This window comes from Draconibacterium sp. IB214405, assembly GCF_033963885.1.
Lineage (GTDB): Bacteria > Bacteroidota > Bacteroidia > Bacteroidales > Prolixibacteraceae > Draconibacterium.
Genome location: NZ_JAXBMA010000001.1, coordinates 1445158 through 1465706 on the forward strand (window position 1 = coordinate 1445158; position 20549 = coordinate 1465706).

At 41.6% G+C, this 20549-nt stretch carries 17 protein-coding genes; 6 read left to right on the plus strand and 11 right to left on the minus strand.

Annotated features, from left to right (window positions below; genetic code table 11):
- Positions 1-55: 55 nt before the first annotated feature.
- Positions 56-1447 carry a [FeFe] hydrogenase H-cluster radical SAM maturase HydG gene (gene hydG, locus SLH46_RS05680; protein ID WP_320280190.1) on the minus strand — a complete coding sequence of 464 codons (1392 nt, stop codon included), beginning with the start codon at positions 1445-1447 and terminating at the stop codon, positions 56-58.
- A gap of 34 nt (positions 1448-1481) precedes the next feature.
- On the minus strand, positions 1482-1727 hold the full coding sequence (locus tag SLH46_RS05685; RefSeq protein WP_320280191.1) for a TM1266 family iron-only hydrogenase system putative regulator: 246 nt from the start codon (positions 1725-1727) through the stop codon (positions 1482-1484).
- 320 nt (positions 1728-2047) lie between these two features.
- Between SLH46_RS05685 and hydE the strand changes: the two genes are divergently transcribed.
- Positions 2048-3136: a [FeFe] hydrogenase H-cluster radical SAM maturase HydE gene (hydE, locus tag SLH46_RS05690; RefSeq protein ID WP_320280192.1), complete on the plus strand. Its 1089-nt coding sequence runs from the start codon at positions 2048-2050 to the stop codon at positions 3134-3136.
- A 73-nt stretch (positions 3137-3209) separates the two neighbouring features.
- On the opposite strand, the gene SLH46_RS05695 is transcribed toward hydE, so the two are convergent.
- From SLH46_RS05695 to SLH46_RS05705, 3 genes are all read right to left on the minus strand, one after another.
- A complete protein-coding gene (locus SLH46_RS05695; RefSeq protein ID WP_320280193.1) occupies positions 3210-4814 on the minus strand; it encodes a SulP family inorganic anion transporter in 1605 nt (534 codons plus the stop codon).
- Between the two features lie 300 nt (positions 4815-5114).
- The gene (locus tag SLH46_RS05700; RefSeq protein ID WP_320280194.1) at positions 5115-6593 is read right to left on the minus strand and encodes an alpha-L-fucosidase; all 1479 of its coding nucleotides are present in this window, start codon (positions 6591-6593) and stop codon (positions 5115-5117) included.
- A gap of 29 nt (positions 6594-6622) precedes the next feature.
- Positions 6623-7255: a copper homeostasis protein CutC gene (locus tag SLH46_RS05705; protein WP_320280195.1), complete on the minus strand. Its 633-nt coding sequence runs from the start codon at positions 7253-7255 to the stop codon at positions 6623-6625.
- A 169-nt stretch (positions 7256-7424) separates the two neighbouring features.
- Between SLH46_RS05705 and miaA the strand changes: the two genes are divergently transcribed.
- A complete protein-coding gene (gene miaA / locus SLH46_RS05710) occupies positions 7425-8348 on the plus strand; it encodes a tRNA (adenosine(37)-N6)-dimethylallyltransferase MiaA (protein ID WP_320280196.1) in 924 nt (307 codons plus the stop codon).
- A gap of 35 nt (positions 8349-8383) precedes the next feature.
- Positions 8384-8569 (plus strand): hypothetical protein, encoded by a 186-nt coding sequence (locus SLH46_RS05715; RefSeq protein ID WP_320280197.1) that lies wholly within the window; start codon positions 8384-8386, stop codon positions 8567-8569.
- A 47-nt stretch (positions 8570-8616) separates the two neighbouring features.
- On the opposite strand, the gene SLH46_RS05720 is transcribed toward SLH46_RS05715, so the two are convergent.
- Entirely contained in the window at positions 8617-10752 is a 2136-nt protein-coding gene (locus SLH46_RS05720) for a glycoside hydrolase family 97 protein (RefSeq protein ID WP_320280198.1), read from the minus strand.
- A gap of 195 nt (positions 10753-10947) precedes the next feature.
- Complete coding sequence (locus tag SLH46_RS05725; RefSeq protein ID WP_320280199.1) at positions 10948-11685, minus strand: acyl-[acyl-carrier-protein] thioesterase; 738 nt, start codon at positions 11683-11685, stop codon at positions 10948-10950.
- Positions 11686-11842: 157 nt separating this feature from the next.
- Here SLH46_RS05725 and map point away from each other — a divergent pair, with 157 nt between their 5' ends.
- On the plus strand, positions 11843-12622 hold the full coding sequence (map, locus tag SLH46_RS05730; protein WP_320280200.1) for a type I methionyl aminopeptidase: 780 nt from the start codon (positions 11843-11845) through the stop codon (positions 12620-12622).
- Between the two features lie 174 nt (positions 12623-12796).
- Here the strand turns inward: map and SLH46_RS05735 are convergent, their stop codons facing one another.
- The gene (locus tag SLH46_RS05735; protein ID WP_320280201.1) at positions 12797-13333 is read right to left on the minus strand and encodes a hypothetical protein; all 537 of its coding nucleotides are present in this window, start codon (positions 13331-13333) and stop codon (positions 12797-12799) included.
- A gap of 450 nt (positions 13334-13783) precedes the next feature.
- On the opposite strand from SLH46_RS05735, the gene SLH46_RS05740 reads away from it, so the two are divergent.
- On the plus strand, positions 13784-14167 hold the full coding sequence (locus SLH46_RS05740; protein WP_320280202.1) for a co-chaperone GroES: 384 nt from the start codon (positions 13784-13786) through the stop codon (positions 14165-14167).
- A gap of 276 nt (positions 14168-14443) precedes the next feature.
- Here SLH46_RS05740 and SLH46_RS05745 read toward each other — a convergent pair whose 3' ends face one another.
- Positions 14444-15193 carry a patatin-like phospholipase family protein gene (locus tag SLH46_RS05745; protein WP_320280203.1) on the minus strand — a complete coding sequence of 250 codons (750 nt, stop codon included), beginning with the start codon at positions 15191-15193 and terminating at the stop codon, positions 14444-14446.
- A gap of 90 nt (positions 15194-15283) precedes the next feature.
- Complete coding sequence (locus SLH46_RS05750) at positions 15284-16759, minus strand: aminotransferase class V-fold PLP-dependent enzyme (protein ID WP_320280204.1); 1476 nt, start codon at positions 16757-16759, stop codon at positions 15284-15286.
- Positions 16760-16950: 191 nt separating this feature from the next.
- Here SLH46_RS05750 and htpG point away from each other — a divergent pair, with 191 nt between their 5' ends.
- Entirely contained in the window at positions 16951-19005 is a 2055-nt protein-coding gene (htpG, locus tag SLH46_RS05755; protein WP_320280205.1) for a molecular chaperone HtpG, read from the plus strand.
- Between the two features lie 222 nt (positions 19006-19227).
- Here htpG and SLH46_RS05760 read toward each other — a convergent pair whose 3' ends face one another.
- Positions 19228-20436 carry an NAD(P)-dependent oxidoreductase gene (locus SLH46_RS05760; protein ID WP_320280206.1) on the minus strand — a complete coding sequence of 403 codons (1209 nt, stop codon included), beginning with the start codon at positions 20434-20436 and terminating at the stop codon, positions 19228-19230.
- Positions 20437-20549 lie beyond the last annotated feature (113 nt).

Consider the following 20549-nt stretch of genomic DNA (forward strand, 5'->3'; position numbering starts at 1 on the left):
GGATTACATGATTTTACTGTTGCTCGTCACTTAACGCTCGTGTCTCGTAGCTTTTTTAGCAATAAACATCATCGCGACCGGCCGCAACACGGTTAACCAGTTTTTCGGCACGTTGTTTTGCAATTCCGCTCATTCCGGCAATTGTTTCGCGAATCAGTTCTTCTCCAATCTCACGGGTTTCTGGCGATGCATAATTTTGCAGGTATTCTTTAAACGAACTAAGTCCGTTGGGAGCACAATGTAAGCGGATGTCGCCGGGTTTTGCAAGGTCCATAAAGTCCTGTCCCGTACGGCCCAAACGATAGCAGGCTGTGCAAAACGACGGAATATAACCCATTGATGCCACATCGCGGATCACTTCATCAAGCGGGCGGTGGTCGCCAAGACTAAACTGTCCTGAAATCGCGTCATCCTCTTCATAACCGCCCGGATTGGTTTTACTTCCGGCCGAAATCTGACTTACTCCCAACGCAAAAGTATCGCGGCGCATTTTGGCCGTTTCACGAGTCGACATGATAATACCGGTGTAAGGAACCGCCAAACGAAGTATAGCTACAATCTTACGGAAATCGATATCCGAAACCGGGAACGGCGGATGCGAAGCAATGTCGCTGTTGGTAGCTGGCTCCATACGCGGAACACTAATGGTGTGCGGCCCCACTCCAAATTTTTCTTCCAACTCAAAAATGTGTTGCATCATGGCCAGTATTTCAAAACGGTAATCAAAAAGGCCAAATAACACGCCAATTCCCACATCGTCGATGCCGGCTTCCATAGCACGGTGCAACGACCAAACCCGCCAATTGTAATCGCGTTTTTTACCGCCAACATGTACCTTTTGGTAGGTTTCGCGATGATAGGTTTCCTGGAAAATCTGGTAAGTGCCAATTCCCTCTGCTTTTGCCAGTTTAAACTCGTCAACTGTTAGTGGTGCAACATTAATGTTCACACGACGAATTTCTCCGTGTTCGTTTTTCACGCCGTATATCGTTCGAATAGATTCCAGCACATAATCGAACCCCCTTTTCGGATAAGATTCTCCTGCAACAAGCAATATACGTTTGTGTCCCTGGTTGATGAGCACCTCTGTTTCGCGGGCAATGTGTTCCTGCGAAAGTGCGTGCCTTTCAATCGCCTTATTTGTGGCCCTGAACGCGCAGTACAAACATTCGTTCGCACATAAATTGGAAATATAAAGTGGTGCAAAGAGTACCAGACGTTTGCCGTAAATGGTTTCCTTCACCGTGTTGGCGGTTTGAAAAAGTTCGGCCAGCATTTCAGGATCGCTGATACCCGTTAATACTGCCACATCAGCCAGGTTTAAACCTTTCATTTCGGCGGCTTTTGCCAGTACTTCTTTAATTTTTGCCGGTTCGGGATTTTTGTTTTGTTCCAGGGCTTCCCAAACTTTGGCTTCGTTTATAAAATCGGCAGGTACGTTGTACATATTTTTTTGAGTTAAAAGATCAGTTAATATTCTTCTATTTTTTTGCAAGACCTGATTTTACTGATACGCCCGGGAGGTTGCCCAGTTTCCCGGTTAGCATACCGAGTTCGTCGGTTGTTGCATCGATTACCAGTGTAATTACAGAATAGTTTTCTTTAGCATTGGGCAAGCCGGTACGTGCCAAAATAAGTTCGGAGAATTGGCTCAGTACCTCGTTTACGCTCCCCGAAGATTTTTCGCGGTTTTCGATAATTATTCCCACAAAACCCAGTCGTTTCATCTTTAAAAGTTAGAAGTTGGCAGTTGGAAGACAGAAGTTTAATTTCCGTCAACAACATCAACTTTGGTTTTACAAATAAATTCTACGGGAAATACATGGAAAGCAGATCAATGATTAATCCTTCATCGTTAATCCTTGATCTTTTATCGTTTTCCCTAAAGTCAGCCGTGGCCTTCCCGCAGGATTATGGCACAAAAGTAACTTTAATTTCAATTGGCGAACATGATAAATGTGGTAAAGTGCTGATGTTATGCAACGTAGTTCTAAAACATAGCCTCCCGTTTTGTTCCTGAGCCTTATTGAAAAGAAAAGCATTATTTTTGTGGCTCAATTTATTTGGTTTGGACAAACAGGAAATCATACAATTGCTAAAAACCACAGGCAATGACCGCACTGAGTTGTTGAAACGTGCGCAGGAAGTGAAGGTAAAGGAAACCGGGAATAAGGTTTATTTCCGTGGATTGGTTGAGTTCTCGAATATCTGCGCCAAAGACTGTTTGTATTGTGGTATTCGGAAAGGAAACGACAAAGTCATTCGTTATGATGTAAGCGATGACGAAATCCTCGAATCGTGCCGTTTTGCCTGGGAAAATCGCTTTGCGTCGGTGGTGTTGCAATCAGGCGAATTATCGTCGCCGGCATTTGTTAAGCGGGTAGATGGTTTGCTGAAAAAGATCAAGCAGCTTTCGAACGGAGAATTAGGAATTACGCTAAGTTGTGGTGAGCAAAGTGTGGATACCTATCGACGTTGGTTCGAGAGTGGAGCGCATCGTTATTTGTTGCGTATCGAGTCGTCGAACCGGGAATTGTACTACAAGATTCATCCTGAAAATGAGATCCATTCATTTGAGAAACGTTTGGAAGCGTTGGCGAGTTTAAAAACTGCCGGTTACCAGGTTGGAACCGGAGTGATGATCGGTTTGCCATTTCAAACCTACGAACATCTTGCCGACGACCTTTTGTTTTTCAAGAAACTCGATATTGACATGTGCGGAATGGGGCCATACATCGAGCACGAAGATACACCCCTATATCAACACCGTCACCTGCTAAAAACAAAGCAGGAACGATTTGATCTGGCGCTGAATATGATTGCTGTATTACGCTTATTGATGCCCGATATAAATATTGCTGCTGCAACGGCGCTTCAGGCAATTGACCCGGCCGGGCGTGAAAAAGCGCTTGCAATTGGTGCAAACGTAATTATGCCGAATTTAACACCAACATCATATCGCGAAGAATACCAGCTTTACGAGGATAAACCGTGTTTGGACGAGGATGCAGAATTGTGTCGGAATTGTTTGGAAGCGCGTATTCACATGGCCGGTTCCGAAATCGGATACGACGAATGGGGCGACTCGAAACATTTTCAACAGCGCAAAAAAAAGCAGCCTAAAACTGAAAGTTGAACATTGTTTATTGTTTCAGGCCGCTTTCAAAGCTAATCCGTATAAGCTTTTCTATATCTTAAAGACAGTCTTTTTATTTTGAGGTTGCATTTAAACTTGCCTGCAGTTTGGTTAGCTTGTTATAATTGTCGATGGCTACAAAATAGTTTGGATCTTCCACCACATTCACATCACAGATGGCTTCTGCCTTTTTCACCAGTTTAATACAATCGTGGCTTAGGTGACGCAGGTGAATGGTTTTACCTGCTTTTTGATAACGCTCGGCCAGTTTGTTAATCGCCTCAATGGCCGACTGGTCCATAATTCGCGAATCTTTAAAATCAACAATTACTTCGACGGGATCGTTTTGAGCATCAAATTTGCTTAAAAACTGACTTGTAGACCCGAAGAATAGCGGGCCGTAAATTTCGTAGTGTTTTATTCCGTGCTGATCAACTGATTTACGTGCACGAATACGTTTTGCGTTCTCCCACGAGAATACCAGTGCCGAAACAACAACACCTGCCAATACTGCAATTGCAAGATCGAAAACCACAGTAAGACCCGTAACAAGAATAATTACGATGAGGTCGGAAACCGGTATTTTATTGATGATTTTGAAAGTACTCCAGGCAAAGGTTCCGATTACCACCATAAACATTACGCCAACCAGTGCTGCAATCGGAATCATCTCGATATAAGTTGATGCAAACAGAATGAACATCAGCAGCATAATGGCAGCAAAAATACCTGATAAACGGCCACGACCACCAGATTTTATGTTGATGATACTTTGTCCGATCATGGCACAACCACCCATTCCGCCAAAAAAGCCGTTAACGATGTTTGCCAGCCCTTGTGCTGCTGCTTCGCGGTTTCCACTACCACGTGTTTCTGTCAATTCGTCAACCAGGTTTAATGTCATTAACGATTCTATTAATCCAACAGCTGCAAGAATCAACGCATAAGGAAAGATCAACTCCAGAGTGTGCAGATTAAAAGGAATTATCGGTACATTAAAAGTTGGTAATCCGGCTTTAATACTGTCGCCACCGCCACTCTGGATAAAACTTTTTACTGTTTCTGTTTCGATATTTCCGAAGATTACAACTGCCGTAACGACCAAAATTCCAACCAGTGCGGCCGGTATGGCTTTGCTGATTTTTGGCAAAATAATCATAATCAGCATAGTAACAGCAACCAGAATCAGCATGGTGTATAAAGGTGCTCCGCTTAACCATTCGCCGCCGGTTTTAAACATATTCAGCTGCGACAGGAAAATAACAATGGCAAGTCCGTTTACAAAGCCCATCATTACCGAGTGTGGCACCAAACGAATAAATTTACCGAGTTTAAAAACGCCAAAAAGTGCCTGTATTGTTCCGGCCAAAACGAGGGTGGCAAATAAGTATTGCAAACCTTGTCCGTCGCCCATGGCATTTCCCTCTTGAATAAGGCTAACCATAACAACGGCCATGGCTCCTGTAGCGCCGGAGATCATTCCCGGACGACCTCCAAAAATGGAAGTGATCAGTCCCATCATAAATGCGCCGTACAAACCAACAATTGGCGAAACGCCGGCAACAAAAGCAAAAGCAACTGCCTCGGGTACCAGCGCCAGCGACACTGTTAGTCCGGACAGAATATCATCTTTTATACTTCCCTGCTTCTTATCTATAAATTTAAACTCAAATTTCATTCGTTCTGCTTATTTTCTGTTGTGGATTTAAACCCGGATGGTAGGAGACTCCGGCGCTTTTGCCGGAAAACAGAAATGTGTTCACATTTTTCTAAATCCTCGTTCCGTTGGATTATTATTAAAATTCAAAAAGACTATTTGTTCAATAGACCATACAATTAAAGCGCGCGAAAATAGGGTAAAATTTCAGAATATATGTTGTAGAGCATGTTTGAGAAGGGATTGTTAATGTTGGGGTAAAATGTCTTTTGGGAGATGAAAATAAAAAGGAGGCGCAGTTTAAACGCCTCCTTTTCAATGCTATTGGATAGCTGATATTTTAACTGCCCAGGCTAAATCGCAAGGCAGGTTTTTTCTGATGCTGGCCGGGATTGTAACTTTTACTCCCTCGTCGGTGTTTTGCCATTTTAAGTATCCTTTGGCACCCAATAGGGTAAGTTTGGCATTTTTAGCCGCTTTAATTCCTTTTACTGTGAATGAAGCCGGTAGTCCACTGCCGTCTTCTTCTTCAAGATAAATAGCATACACAGCTTTTGTATCTTTTTGCTGACTCAGACAAATATTGTCGGTTTTGTATGGTGCAATGGCGCGTGTAGAATAGATCGCTTCACCATTTACATTAATCCATTCGCCCATTTCTTCTAGCAGTGTATACGCTCCTTCAGGCCATCTTCCATCAGGACCGGGAGCAATATTGTACAAGAGGTTACCGCCTTTAGCTACAATGTCAACCAACATATGTATGGCTTGTTTTGGAGACATAAACTTGGCATCAGGAACCCACGACCAGCCGCCACCTGCAATAATACAGCTTTCCCATGGGTAAGGAAGTTGAGTTTCCGGCACTTTGTTTTCCGGAGTCAGGTAGTTTTGGTTCGGACCTTTTACCGCACGGTCAACAACGATCAAACCCGGTTGCTTTTCGCGGGCTTTGGCTGCAATTTCATCCATTCGAATATCCTGATTTACTGCACGCGAAATTGGAAATCCTGAAGTCGCATTTTCTGCAACACGATTGTAGTAGTTTTTTATTTGTTCAGGAGATTTCTTTGAAACCCAACCTCCGTCGAGCCACAGGATATCTATTTTCCCATAGTCAGTCATCAATTCCATTATCTGGTTCTGCGTAAACTGTACAAAATTTTCCCATTTTTGAGGATGGGCGGCAGGATCGTAGTTTACGTTTCTGTCCATTGGAGAAAATTTAGGATCCCAGTAATCCGGGCTGTGCCAGTCTGGTTTCGAGAAATATGCACCGGCCCACAATCCTTCGTTACGAAAAGCATCGAAAACCTCTTTGGCAACGTTTGCTTTTGGATTCACACTGAAGGGGCTCTCTTTGCTGGTAATTTTATAATCGGTGTATTTCGAATCGAACATACAAAATCCGTCGTGGTGTTTGGTGGTGAAAACCACGTATTTCATACCTGCATCAGCAGCTGCTTTTGCCCATTTATCTGGGTTAAATCCGGTTGGATTAAACGACAATTTCAGGTCTTCGTATTCTTTTTTGTAAGTAAAATAATCATCAGGATTACTTCCTTTTTTTCGTTCGCACCATCCATAATCCTCTGGGCAAATCGACCACGATTCAACAATTCCCCACTGGCTGTACGCTCCCCAGTGCATCAACAATCCGAATTTTAAATCCTGCCAATCTTCTAATTTGTCAAGCACCGCCTGATCGGTTGGCCACACGTAATCCGTTATTTCGTGCTCCAATTGGGCATTTACCATAAATGCCAGAAAAACCGGTATTATTACCAATAACTTTTTCATTGTTTGATTATTTAATTTTTATTTGATTTTTATTCTTTCGATGTAAGATCGCCAACAATTTTGCGACCGTGTAATTCGGTAGTTCCGGTAATTTGCTGAATTTCCGTTACATTATCAGCAGTAACTTTTCCGGCAACCAGAATGGTAATTTTTCCTTCAGCAGCGGCTATCATTTGACGAATCACTTCCTGTCCTTCAATCGCAGTTGCTTTTCCTCCCGAGCTAAGAATACGTTTAATATTCGGAATGGTTTTCAAAACATTCACTCCTTCAACCGGATTTTCCATTTCGTCGATCGCTTTGTGGAAAGTTACAGGAAGCGGCTTAGCATATTCGGCCAGCAAACGCGTGTTGGCTTCATCAATTTTATTTTCGTCAGTTAACAATCCGAAAACAATACCGGCAGCACCGGCTTCCTTTGCCTGATCAATAGCCGTTTTCATTTGTTCGATTTCTTCAGCCGAATGCACAAAATTGCCTGCGCGCGGACGAGCCATTGTCATAACCGGAATGTCAAGTTCCGAACAGGCTTTTTTCATTGTTTCAAAATCCGGAGTTAGTCCATCGTTTGCCAGGTCGGAACACAACTCGATTCTATTAGCTCCCTTTTCCTGCGCCAGTTTGGCTTCGGTAAACGATTCTACACATGCTTCTTTAATCATCGTCTTACTTTAATTTTAAACAACTTCAGTACGAACCGGCTTCAAAGTTAAAGCAATTTGCTAAAAAATTGTAATAACACAACATGATTTATTAAAAATTTTAATAAGTGTTTAAATGAATGGATAAGCCACTTATATTTCGTTAATTTGCAGTTAAAACAACGGGATTTTGAAAATCAATTTAGTTACAATACTTGGTCCAACAGCAACCGGAAAAACCGGATTGGCAGCACATTTGGCCGCACAATTAAACGGAGAAGTAATTTCGGCAGATTCGCGCCAGGTATACCGTGGAATGGATTTGGGAACCGGAAAAGATTACGCTGATTATTTTGTAAATGACGTGGAAGTTCCATCGCATTTAGTGGATATTGAAGCTGCCGGAGTGCATTACAATGTTTATCGTTTTCAGACCGATTTTATTGAGGTTTTTAAAGAGATTCAATCGCGCGGAAAATTTCCGGTTTTGTGTGGTGGCAGCGGATTGTACCTGGAGGCTGTTCTTCGAAATTATCGATTGATTGAGGTGCCACCGAATAAAGAATTGCGCAAAGAATTGGAAGGAAAAAGTCTGGAGGAACTAACTGAAATCCTGAAAAAGTTAAAACCGGAGTTGCACAACGAGACGGATGTAGAAACGGATCGGCGAGCTGTTCGTGCGATAGAAATAGAACATTATTATCGCGAACATCCGCAGGAGGATTCGGAAATGCCGGAGATAAACAGTCTAAACGTCGGGATTGATTTCGACCGCGAAATGCGACGCCAACGAATTACAACCCGCTTAAAACAGCGTTTGGATGAGGGAATGTTAGATGAAGTGCAGACATTGCTCGATTCAGGATTAACACCGGAGCAGTTGATTTACTATGGTCTGGAATATAAATTTCTGACTTTGCATTTAATTGGCGATTTAACTTTTGATGAAATGTTCAGCAAACTGGAAATTGCCATCCATCAGTTTGCCAAGCGTCAGATGACCTGGTTCAGGGGAATGGAAAAGCGGGGAACAAAAATTCACTGGGTGAACGGGCATCTGCCGATGGAGGAAAAAGTTGGTGAAATTTTGAAACTATTGGAACAAGCTTCGTAAAAGGAGAAATCAATAATCATTTAAACCGAACTATTATGGCTGAATCAAATTGCGCAGATTGTAAACTTCGTGCCAAGTACGATGAAAAACCTAAATCGTTTGCCGGCCGTTTTTGGCGCTGGCATATTAACTGGTGTCCGGGCTGGAAAGGATATATGAAATCGCTGGGAGAGGAAGAACGTGCTGAAATAAAACTACAGTACCACTTGAAAAAAGGATAGAAAGAAGACAGGAGTTCACTTGATGTGAGCTCCTGTCTTTTTTAGCCTTATAACTTTTTTAGTCCTTTTAATTCTGACTTGTCAGAAACCGGAACAATGCTAATCGCATAACCGCCGCCGGGAGCACATTGCTGTTTTAATTCCGACTTACTTGAAACCAAATATTTTTTGATTTCATAAGCTTGCGGATTGGTTTTCCAATCGGCATCTTTTGCATCGGAATACACCGTTGCAATATATTTCTGATCCGGATTCAGGAAATCAAAACTGATTTCTGAAGTGCGGGTTTCTTCGTCGTTTGTGCGGCCCACAAACCAGTTTTCGCTGCCTTTTTCTTTTCGGGCGTAAGTAATATAATCACCCGGTTCTGCTTCCAGTACCAACGATTTATCCCAATCGAGAGCTACATCTTTTATGAACTGAAATGCGTCCATATATTTCTCATAAGTTGTTGGCAGATCAGCAGCCATTTGTAACGGGCTGTACATAGTTACATACAAAGCCAACTGGCGCGCAATAGTTGTTCTAACCTGCGAATTATTACCCGGATTGTATTCGCTAACATGCGTTTCAAAAATACCCGGAGTATAATCCATCGGGCCACCAATCTGGCGGGTAAACGGTAGAATAGTGGTGTGATCAACATTATTTCCGCCAAAAGCTTCGTACTCGGTTCCACGTGCCGATTCGTTCCCGATCAGATTCGGGTAAGTTCTGCACAATCCGGTCGGACGAACCGCTTCGTGCGCATTTATCATTATTTTATAATCGGCCGCTTTTTTTAGTGCGTACAGGTAGTGGTTTACCATCCATTGTCCGTAGTGGTATTCGCCACGTGGAATAATATCACCAACATAACCACTTTTTACTGAGTTGTAGTTGTTATCGGCCATAAACTGGTAAGCCTTATCCAAATGACGCTCGTAGTTGCGCACAGAACCCGAAGTTTCGTGGTGCATCATCAGGTGTACATTTTTGCTTTTTGCGTAGTCGCGCAACTCAGCAACATCAAAATCGGGGTAGGGGGTTACAAAGTCGAAAACATAGTCTTTCGATTTGTCAAACCAGTCTTCCCAGCCTTCGTTCCAGCCTTCAACCAAAACAGCATCCAACCCATTTGCCGATGCAAAATCGATGTATTTTTTTACCTCTTCGGTGTTGGCAGCATGAATACCGTTAGGAGTGGTTTTTGAATAATCCGTTTCACCCAGTTTTACACTTGGCACGTTGGTGTACGCCCACGAACTTTTTCCGGTGATCATTTCCCACCAAACGCCAACGTATTTCACCGGTTTAATCCAGTCGGTGTTTTCGTAAGCGCAAGGCTCATTCAAATTCAAGGTGATATTCGAAAGTAAAATATCACCGGCCTTTTTGCCGGCAATAACTGTACGCCATGGTGTAGTGCAGGGCGCCTGCATGTAGGCCATATTTCCCTGTGCATCGGGAGTTAGAACCGATTTAAATACCATGTTCTTATCGTCGAGTTCAAGGTGCATACACGAATAATCTATCAGTGCTGCTTCGTGCAGGTTGATGTAGTAACCATCGTTGGTTTTCATCATTAAAGCGGTTTGAACTGCCGTTGCCGAGATTGGTGTTTGCGATGTATTTGGCGTAATCGCTTTTTCCATTAAACCACGAATTTCCGACAACTTCGATGTGGTGTAATCGTATTCTTGCGTATCGTAATCACCCGGAATCCAATATGCCGTGTGATCGCCGTCCATGGCAAACTCGGAACGCTCGTCTTTCACTACAAAATAAATCAGGTTGTCTTGCTCGGGAAATTCATAACGAAAACCAAGTCCGTCGTTAAAAACACGGAAACGGATGATCATTTTCCGATTGGTGGCCGACTGGTATAAAGTCACTTCCAATTCGTTGTAATGGTTACGAATTTCGCCTTGCTCGCCCCAAACCGGTTCCCATGTTTCGTCGAAAGTGGAAGTTTTACTGTCGGCAATAGTAAATCCGGTCAGCAGTGGTTCGGCATCTTTTAATTCGAGGCCAAGTTTACTGGATTTAATAATTGTTTTGTCTTCTAGCTGAAGTTGATAAACCGGTGTGCCATCCGATAATTCGAAGTTGAGTTTCATTTTTCCGTTTGGAGAAGTAACTTCTTTAGCCTGGCTCAGGAATGTTCCAACGGCAAGCACAAAAATCAATAATAATCTCTTCATTTCCTTTTAAGTATTGCAGCCAGTTTAAAGCTTTAATAAATCTTTAATTATTGGCTTTTGTTGTTATAAATAATTCAAAATAAGCTGCCAAAAATCAATGCAAACGTTTGAAATTGCCTGATTTTTTTTTGATCATTTTGTCCTACTTATTCCTAAAAGAAAAAGAGACTGTTATGATTTGAAAGAACTGTTGTTTCAGAGAGCCTGTTTCCGCGGGCTCCAAACCAATCGGGCGCGAATCAGATCGGCTCCGTCGCTTTCGCGAACAACACTGCAAATATGATTATTTTTATCAATTATTTGTTTCTTAATTCCCAGGCGGTCGTTTTCAGTTCCTTCTTTTACAAAATTCACCTCAAACTCGATAAGTTCGTTTGTTTTGTGAAACTCAAAATCGTAGCTGTCGATAATTCGCTCGAGGTAGCGTCCGCTGTTAAAATGCTGATTAACGTCGATTTCGTTAAAAAGTACCGGGGTAAAAACCACTTCGTCTTCCGATTTAACCGGCTTTACTTTTCCTGCATTCATTTCCAAAACCCGTTCGTCGTGCAAAGGAATCGATCCGAGTTCCAGCTTTACAATCCGTTTGGTATTCTGGTCGAGCACCAGCCAGCTGGTAGTCGCTTTAATAATACTTTCTCCGTTGGCATCGATAAAATGAATGTCGCGAAGTGCAAGTAATCCATCGATTCCTGCCGGCCAGGTTTCAACCGTAAATTTTTCGCCCCACTGCGGGCGGCGTTTTATTTTAACCAGTAGGCGCGATAACACCCAAAACTGTTTTTCCTTTTGGAGATTATCAAAACCAAATCCTAATTTTTCGGCATGTTCCCAGGCAATGTCCTGCATTTGCCAAAAAAGGAAGGACGTAGAAAGTTGTCCAAAACGGTTAATGAAGTATGATTTTGTGGTTAATTCCTGTTTGTGTTTCATGCTAAAACGATTTGAAGCTCGAAGTACGACCTTGGAAGTAGTCTTTTATCTTAGTGTTTCCAACTTCGTTCTTTTTGTAAACTTTTTCGCAAATTTATTGTTCGGTTTTTGAAAATCAACAACAAATGTTCAATTTTGCAGCAAAATATAACGATTAATGGGAAAAATAATAATTAAAACTCCGGAGCAGATCGAAGGCATCAGGCAAAGTGCAAAGCTGGCAGCAAAAGCACTCGATTTTGCCGAGCAGTTCGTAAAAGTTGGAGTAAACACTGAATTTATCGACGATAAAATAGAGGAATTTATTCGTTCCCATGGAGCTATTCCTGCGACCAAAGGATACAACGGTTATCCTAAATCGAGTTGTATTTCGTTAAATAATGTGATTTGCCATGGTATTCCCTCAAAAGAAACTGTTTTAAAAGAAGGGGATATTCTGAATATTGATATCACCACAATTTTGAATGGCTACTATGGAGATACATCGCGTATGTTTTCGGTGGGAGATATCAGTCAACAGGCAGAAGATTTGATTGATATTACCGGACATTGCCTCGACTTAGGAATTGAGCAGGTAAAACCCGGTAACCGTTTTGGAAACATCGGTTTTGTCATTCAGCGTTATGCCAAAGCACAAGGTTACAGTGTGGTTTACGAGTTTTGCGGACACGGTGTGGGTATAGAGTTTCATGAAGAACCTCAGGTAGATCATGCCTCACGTAGAAACTCTGGACCAGAAATGAAACCGGGAATGATTTTTACCATCGAGCCGATGATCAACCAGGGAAAACCAAAAGCAGTAATTGATAAAAACGATGGCTGGACGGCACGAACAATCGACAATAAACTGTCGGCACAGTTCGAGCATACCGTTTTGGTAACACCAACCGGTTGCGAAGTACTTACCGATATTCACGATGATTATCCGATAACTTAGACAGTTCATTTAAAAAACTTGTCATTTCGAACGAAGTGAGAAATCTGTAGTTCTCAAGCTAAGTTTTGACAGATTTCTCACTACGTTCGAAATGACATCATAAAACAAGGCAATAAAAAACCGCCGCTCTTAAATTAGAGCAGCGGTTTTTTTTGTAAAATGAGTTATTCGTAATTAGATGTTCCAGGTTTTTTCGTCTGTCATCCAGGCTTCCAGTTCCAAACCGGTTTCTGTTTCTTCTTCAATGTTTACTGATGGAACTCCGAAGTAGTCGGTATTTTGCATCCAGTCTTCTACTTCCAGTGCTTCTTCAGTTTCTACTTTAAAGTAGCTTGCCATTCCGTCGAAAAAGCTTTCGTTGGTCATCCAGTTTTCAACTTCAAGAGCGCTTTCTGTTTCGGTAGCAACACTTACAGTTGAATAGAAAGTGTTCTCTGTAAGCATCCAGTTTTCTACATCTAATGCTTCTTCTGTTTCTACCTCGGCATATTTGGCATATGCACTCATATCAGTTGTTGCTGTTGCATCTGTTGATGCTGTGCTCGCTTCAGAGTTATCTGTCATAACCATGGCTATTTGACTGAAGCTGTTGTTTTCTAATACGGTCCTCCAAAAATCTTGTGCATTAACTGTAATGCTGATCAAAACCAAACTAATAATAACCGCCAGTGATTTTGTGATTGCTTTCTGAACATTGTTTCTTGTTTTCATGACTTTTCCTCCTGTTTCCGTTTTTGTTTTCTTGTTTTGCTTGACTTTTTTGTTTCTTGTTTTCTCGTTCTGTTTTCTTGTTTTCGATATTAAGACGCCTGAAATTTTAATTCGTTACAAAATATTTAGAACTTTTTTTAAAAATGTACTTGCTTATAGCCTGAACATTGTATTGCAAATATAAGGACAAAAAATGGTACTATGCAAAACAAAGTAGTATATTTTTTGAAAATATTTTTTGATAAAATTCGTAAAAAACAGATAAAGAGGGTTTTAAGCATATTTGCAGTGTGTGGAAAAATAGAACAATAAGTCAAATAATTCGAATTGTAAATAGTGGTTGCTTGAGAATACATGTGATTTTCAGCGCAAAAAAAATTCGTCGACGACAAACATTTTTTTTGGCAAGATCGAATTCTCTTATCTTTGTCAACATAAAATGTATTGTTTATGTCGTTAATAATTGAAGAAAAGGATCTGGAAAAATTTATAATGGTTGGCGACCGTGTTTTGGTAAAACCAAAAAATCCGTCGGGAAAAACCAAGTCGGGTTTGTATTTGCCGCCATCGGTTCAGGAAAACGAAAAAGTGCAAAGTGGTTACATTGTAAAAGTTGGGCCGGGTTACCCGATTCCGGCAGTGAGCGAAGAAGAAGAGGCGTGGAAAGAAAAAAAGGATGAAGTGAAATATGTTCCGCTGCAAACGCACATTGGCGATCTGGCTATTTATTTAAATAAAAGCGGGCACGAAATTGAATTTAATAAAGAGAAATACATCATTTTGCCGCACTCGGCCATTTTGATGATTATCAGGGATGAGAATTTGTTTGAATAGATTCTACTAAAAATATATAGTATGGCCGTTCCGTTATTTTGGGACGGCTTTTTTATTTTAGAATCGGCTCTTAAATCATTTACATTATTATTCCTTCACTGGCTTTCAAGCTAATATTTTGACCCCTAAATCCCCAAAGGGGACTTTTTGGCCTATTGATAACAGTTGCGGACGATATTTTTGACCAAGAATCTTATCCCTCCCCCTTGGGGAGGTTAGGAGGGGTCAGTTATTCTTTCAGCTCTTTTGGAGGTACGCTTTTGATCATTTCTGTTTTTATTTCAACACTTCCAGCGTTTTTTTGTAGCCCAGATCGAAAAGCTCGTCGGCATGTTTTCGTTGAAAAACATCGTATTCATCAATTCCGCGTGGCTCGATATAAACATCAACCTGTTTTTTTATTTCGTCGAGCTTTTGGTTCACACTCATATAAACCGTTCGCGTGGCAATTTGTATGAGGTTTTTCATTTTGGCCTTTGGATTTATGGGGCTAATGTTCGACGCGATAATCCGCTCGCAATCTTTTCGAATGGGGGCAACCGGAATATTGTCCATCAATCCACCGTCTACATATAAGTATTTACCCAATTCAACAGGGGCAAAAATAATGGGTATCGATGCTGATGCCAGTACTGTATCGCTTAATTTACCGGTGCTTTTGTACTCCACAGTTCCCATATTCAGGTTCGAGACACATATATAGAAAGGTGTTTTAAGGTCTTCGATGTTCTCCACTGCTATTTCTTTCTCGATAATCTCTTTAACGCCATCGAGTTTTAATAAACCATCAACAGGGAAATGAATTTTGGTATATTGAAAAAACCAGCCGCTTTTAAAGGTATCACGCACTTCTTCGGGCGATTTTCCGGCTGCAATAAAAGCTCCAACAATGGCACCTGCACTTACTCCGGAAATAACATCGGGCTGAATGCCCAGTTTCTCGAGAGCAGCAATAACACCGAGGTGGGCAAAACCACGTGTTCCGCCACCACTTAAAACCAAGCCTGTTTGATACTTTTGTGTCATAACACAAAGGTAAAAAAGCAGTTGAAATGAAACGACTGTTTCAAAAAGCAGGGATTAAATAATACGATTGAAATAAAAGTTAAGCTGTTATTATTTATTGTGTTCCAGCGTAAACCACTTTTTCAGCAATTCCTGGTTTTCTTTTTCGTCTTTGTGCCAGAAAGTGTTGGTGCGATTTACATACACATAGTCTTTTTTATACGTTTCAATGTTCGAAACAATATCCTTTAACGCTGCAATTACATTATCAACTTCTTCATCTGTAGCTGTAGGGTGAAGCGACCAGCGTACCCATCCCGGTTTGTCCGACAGATCGCCAAGGTTGATTTTAGAGGTAATCGCTTCCGACTGCTCGAGCGAGACTTCCAACAAAAAGTGACCATAGGTTCCTGCGCAGGCACAACCACCTCGCGTCTGAATACCGTACATGTCGTTTAATAAACGAACCAGCAGGTTATAATGAATGCCTTCAACATAGAAAGAAATTACGCCAAGTCGGTCGCGTACATTGTCGGCCAGAATGTTTAGACCATCTATTTTGTCGAGACCTGCGAATGCACGCTCCAGCAGTTCTTCTTCTCGTTTGCGAATATTCTCAATACCCATCTGGTCTTTCAAATCAAAACACAGTGCGGTTCTTATCGATTGCAGAAATCCCGGAGTTCCACCGTCTTCGCGGGCTTCAATGTCGTCAACATATTTATATTTTCCCCATGGATTTGTCCAGTCAACAGTTCCGCCACCCGGATTATCAGGAACAGTATTTTTATACATGCTCACATCAAAAACAATTACACCCGACGAACCCGGTCCTCCTAAAAATTTGTGCGGCGAGAACATCACAGCATCCAGTTTTTCCATCGGATCTTCAGGGTGCATATTTATCTCGTCGTAAGGTGCCGAGGCAGCAAAATCGATAAAACAAACACCACCGTATTCGTGCATTATTTTTGCCATTTCGTGATACGGTGTACGCACACCCGTAACATTCGAACAAGCGGTAAACGAACCAATTTTAAATGGGCGGTCCTTATATTTCTCCAAAGCTTTTCGCAGGTTCTCAGGGTCGACCAACAATCCTTCGCCGGGTTCAATAACAACAACATCGGCACTGGTTTCGTACCACGATGTTTGATTGGAATGGTGCTCCATGTGTGTTAGAAAAACCACCGGCTTTTCACGCTCGGCAATGCAGGTTTTTCCGGCAACTTTTCCGCAGTATTTTAATCCCAGAATCCGTTGGAATTTATTGATCACAGCTGTCATTCCAAAACCGGCAGTAATAATAATATCATTCGATCCGGCATTAACATGCTGTTTTATCAGTTGATGCGATTTATGGTAGGCATGCGTCATACGCATTCCGGTTTCGCTGGTTTCGGTGTGGGTGTTACCAACATACGGACCAATCTCGTCAGTAATTTTACACTCAATAGGGCGGTACAAACGGCCACTGGCAATCCAGTCGCCATAGTTAATTTTCATTGTACCATAAGGAGTTTCAAATTCCTGATCGATACCGACAATATTTTTCCTGAATTGGTTAAAATATCTTTCCAAACTCATAAATCACATTTTATTAGAAGACGCAAAATAAACGTCTTCGGGTGAAATAAATATAGGGGAAAAATCAGCTTTCCGCCATAATTTAAGTTTTAATGCGCGAATTTCTGTCAAATAGTCACAAAAAACAAATGGCACAGCGTTTGATTTTTGGCGGACGTAAAAATCGAAATTAAAATTTAAAATATAGAACAATGCAAACAGGAAAAATTGGAGTAACCAGTGAGAATCTTTTTCCAATTATTAAAAAGTTTCTCTATTCTGATCACGACATTTTTTTGCGTGAGATTGTATCAAACGCAGTTGATGCAACACAAAAGTTAAAAACACTTGCCGGAAAAGGCGAGTACAGCGGCGATGTGAGTAATGCCAGGGTGGTAGTTAATTTAGATGTTGAGGCCAAAACAATTACGGTTTCGGATAATGGTATCGGGATGACAGCTGAAGAGGTGGAGAAGTACATTAACCAGATTGCTTTCTCGGGCGCCAACGAATTCCTTGATAAATACAAAGACGACGCCAACGCAATCATCGGCCATTTCGGACTTGGTTTTTACAGTTCGTTTATGGTGTCGGAAAAAGTGGATGTAATTACAAAATCGTACAAGGACGGATCGCAGGCGGTGAAATGGAGCTGTAACGGAAGTCCTGAATACGAGCTGGAAGAAGTAGAAAAAGAAGGTGTTGGAACCGACATTGTAATGCACATCAGCGAAGAAGAAAAAGGTTTCCTTGATGATGCAAAAGTGTCAGAAATTCTGAATAAGTACTGTAAGTTTTTACCTGTTCCGGTAATTTACGGAAAAGTTAAAGATGGGAAAGACGGACAGCAGGTTGATACCGACGAAGACAACCAGATTAACGACGTTGCTCCGGCCTGGACAAAAATGCCAGCTGATTTAAAAGACGAAGATTATAAAGGTTTCTACAGGAAACTTTACCCGATGGGCGACGAGCCTTTATTCAACATTCACCTGAATGTGGATTATCCGTTCAATCTGACAGGTATTTTGTACTTCCCAAAAATCAAGAGCAATTTCGAGGTTCAGAAAAACAAAATTCAGTTGTATAGCAACCAGGTTTTTGTTACCGATTCGGTTGAAGGAATTGTTCCTGAATTTTTAACCCTGTTACACGGTGTGATCGATTCACCGGATATTCCGTTAAATGTTTCGCGTTCGTATCTGCAGAGCGATTCGAATGTGAAAAAGATCAGCAGCCACATTTCTAAAAAAGTGACTGATCGTTTGAATCAGATCTTCAAAGACAACCGCGAAGATTTCGAAAGTAAATGGGATGATTTGAAAATTTTTATCGAGTACGGAATGTTGACTGAAGAGAAATTCAACGACCGTGCAATGAATTTCTTCCTGATGAAGAATACGGAAGGCAGTTATTTCACCTGGGAAGAGTATGAAAAACTGGTGAAAGAAAACCAGACAGATAAGGACAACAATACCATTTACCTGTACACAACCAATGTTGAGGAACAATTCACTTTTGTTGAGGAAGCTAAAAACAAAGGTTACGATGTATTGATTTTGGATGATGTTTTGGCACCTCACCTGATCAACAAATTCGAGCAAAAATATACCGATAAACGTTTTGTGCGTGTTGACTCAGACGTGGTTGAAAACCTGATTAAAAAAGAGGATTCGGCCAAAGAAGAGTGGACCTGGGAGCAAAAACAGGAATTGTCGCCGGTATTTCAGGCGGTTTGTCCTGAGTCGAAAGAATATAACTACATCGTGGATTTCCAGGATTTGGGTGAAACCGGTTCTCCAATGGTAATTACCCGCAGCGAATTTATGCGCCGTATGAAAGATATGAGTGCAGCTCAAGGCGGAATGAGTATGTACGGCGATCTGCCGGACTCGTTGAATTTGGTTGTAAACACAGCTCACCCGCTGGTGAAAAAAGTGTTGGATGCCAAAGACAAAAAACTGGGTGGCAAACTGGAAGAAATGACAGGAAAAATCTCTGCTCAGAAAGAAGAAATTGCCGGATTGGAAAAAGCAAAAGAAGGCAAAAAAGAGGAAGAGATACCATCGGCAGAAAAAGAAAAACTGGAAACGCTGAATTCGGAACTCGCGAAGCTTGAAGAAGCAAAACGCGAAGAGCTAAGCGGATTTGGTAAAAATAATAAGCTGGCAAAACAAATGGTTGATTTGGCGCTATTGGCAAATGGATTGCTAAAAGGTGCCGATCTTGATAAATTTGTGAAGCGCAGTGTTGAACTGATTAAGTAGTGTGAGAAGTCCGTTAGTTGACTGACGGACAGGTGAAGGGAGAGTGAGTAAAACGTCGGTCCGTCGAATGACGGATTGGCGTTTGTTTTTTTGTTTCTCGCAGATTGCGCAGAGAACGCTGAAAAAATCACATAAGAAAAGCCCCGGTCTGTATATTCTTTATGAATACAGACCGGGGCTTTAATTTTTTATACTGCGTTTATCCGCGAAATCTGCAAGCAACTATTTCCCGTCAGCAAAATCCTGTAAATAAGAGAACTTTTTGGTAAGTGCTCCATCTTTTGTAATAGACGCGCGTGCGATAATTTCGTCGGTATCTTCGCCAAATAAACTAGGGAATACTTTTTCTATAAGGTTACGACCGAAATCAAGCGAAGCATCTTTTGGCAGCTCGCAAGGTAGGTTATCAACGGCCTGCACCGACACATTGTTCGGATTCGAGAAAGCCTCCTCCAACTCGCCTGTTTCCAAATTATAATCGTAAAACGGATCAGCAATTGTTGATGCCCTTTTTGTCGACGGAATTGAACCTTCAATATCGCAGGTAATATCCGAAATTACACTGATACGGAATTTATCCTCTTTCATCTCATCGGCAGTAAACAGTACCGGAGATTTTGGATCCCAGTACGCCGACGCAATCAACATATCGGTTGCTTCTGCAAAAGGATGGAAGCTATTCTCGTACATTGTCGGGTTATTGAAAAAGTGCATCAGGTCGAATGGTTCTCCATCGGTACGTTTGGCATAATTTCCGGGTAGCAACTGCACATACATGGCTTGTTCCGGTTCCTGGTCATTTAAATAGGCCTCGGGCGAAACACGCATTATTTTCATGTGATTCAGAATCTCGAGTACACCGTGGGCCACACGTCCGTCGCCTGTAACTGCAATTTTTAAAGGCGGCAACGTAACCTCGTCGAGGTGTTGTAACATTTCCTCCAGGTCTTCACACTCGTGCGCAGGTTTCAGATTGAATAATTCGTTTTTTAACCCAAAAGCACGGAAACCGTTGTAAGCGCCAACCAGACCGGCAAAACGCCCAAATCCGATAATTCGGAATCCTTCTTTATCAGTCAGCACTTCGTAATCAACCAACTGGATATTTTTTTCTAAAACAGTTTGTAAAAGCTTGCGGTTATATGATTGTTTTTTTATGGTGTGCGAGAAAAACAGGTAAATTTTTCCGGGCAGAAAATCCTCAATTCGAACTTCTTTTACCCCCAGTAAAACATCGCAATCCGACAGATCTTCCTTTAACGGAATACCCAAAGCGCTGTATTCTTCATCTTTGTAACTTCGAATGGGGCTGGGCTGAACAACAATTGAAACATGTGGAAATGTTTGTTGCACTTCAACGCATTGTTGCGGAGTTAACGGAACACGTTTATCGGGAGGTGTTTTCCCTTCTCTAAGAATACCTACTATCATGGTTTGTGAAATTTTTCCGAATGTACGAAATTTTACATCTTAACCTGCATTACCAGCCAATATTGCAGGAAAAGTAGTGGTGGTTAAATTGGTGATCAAAACGGAATAACTAT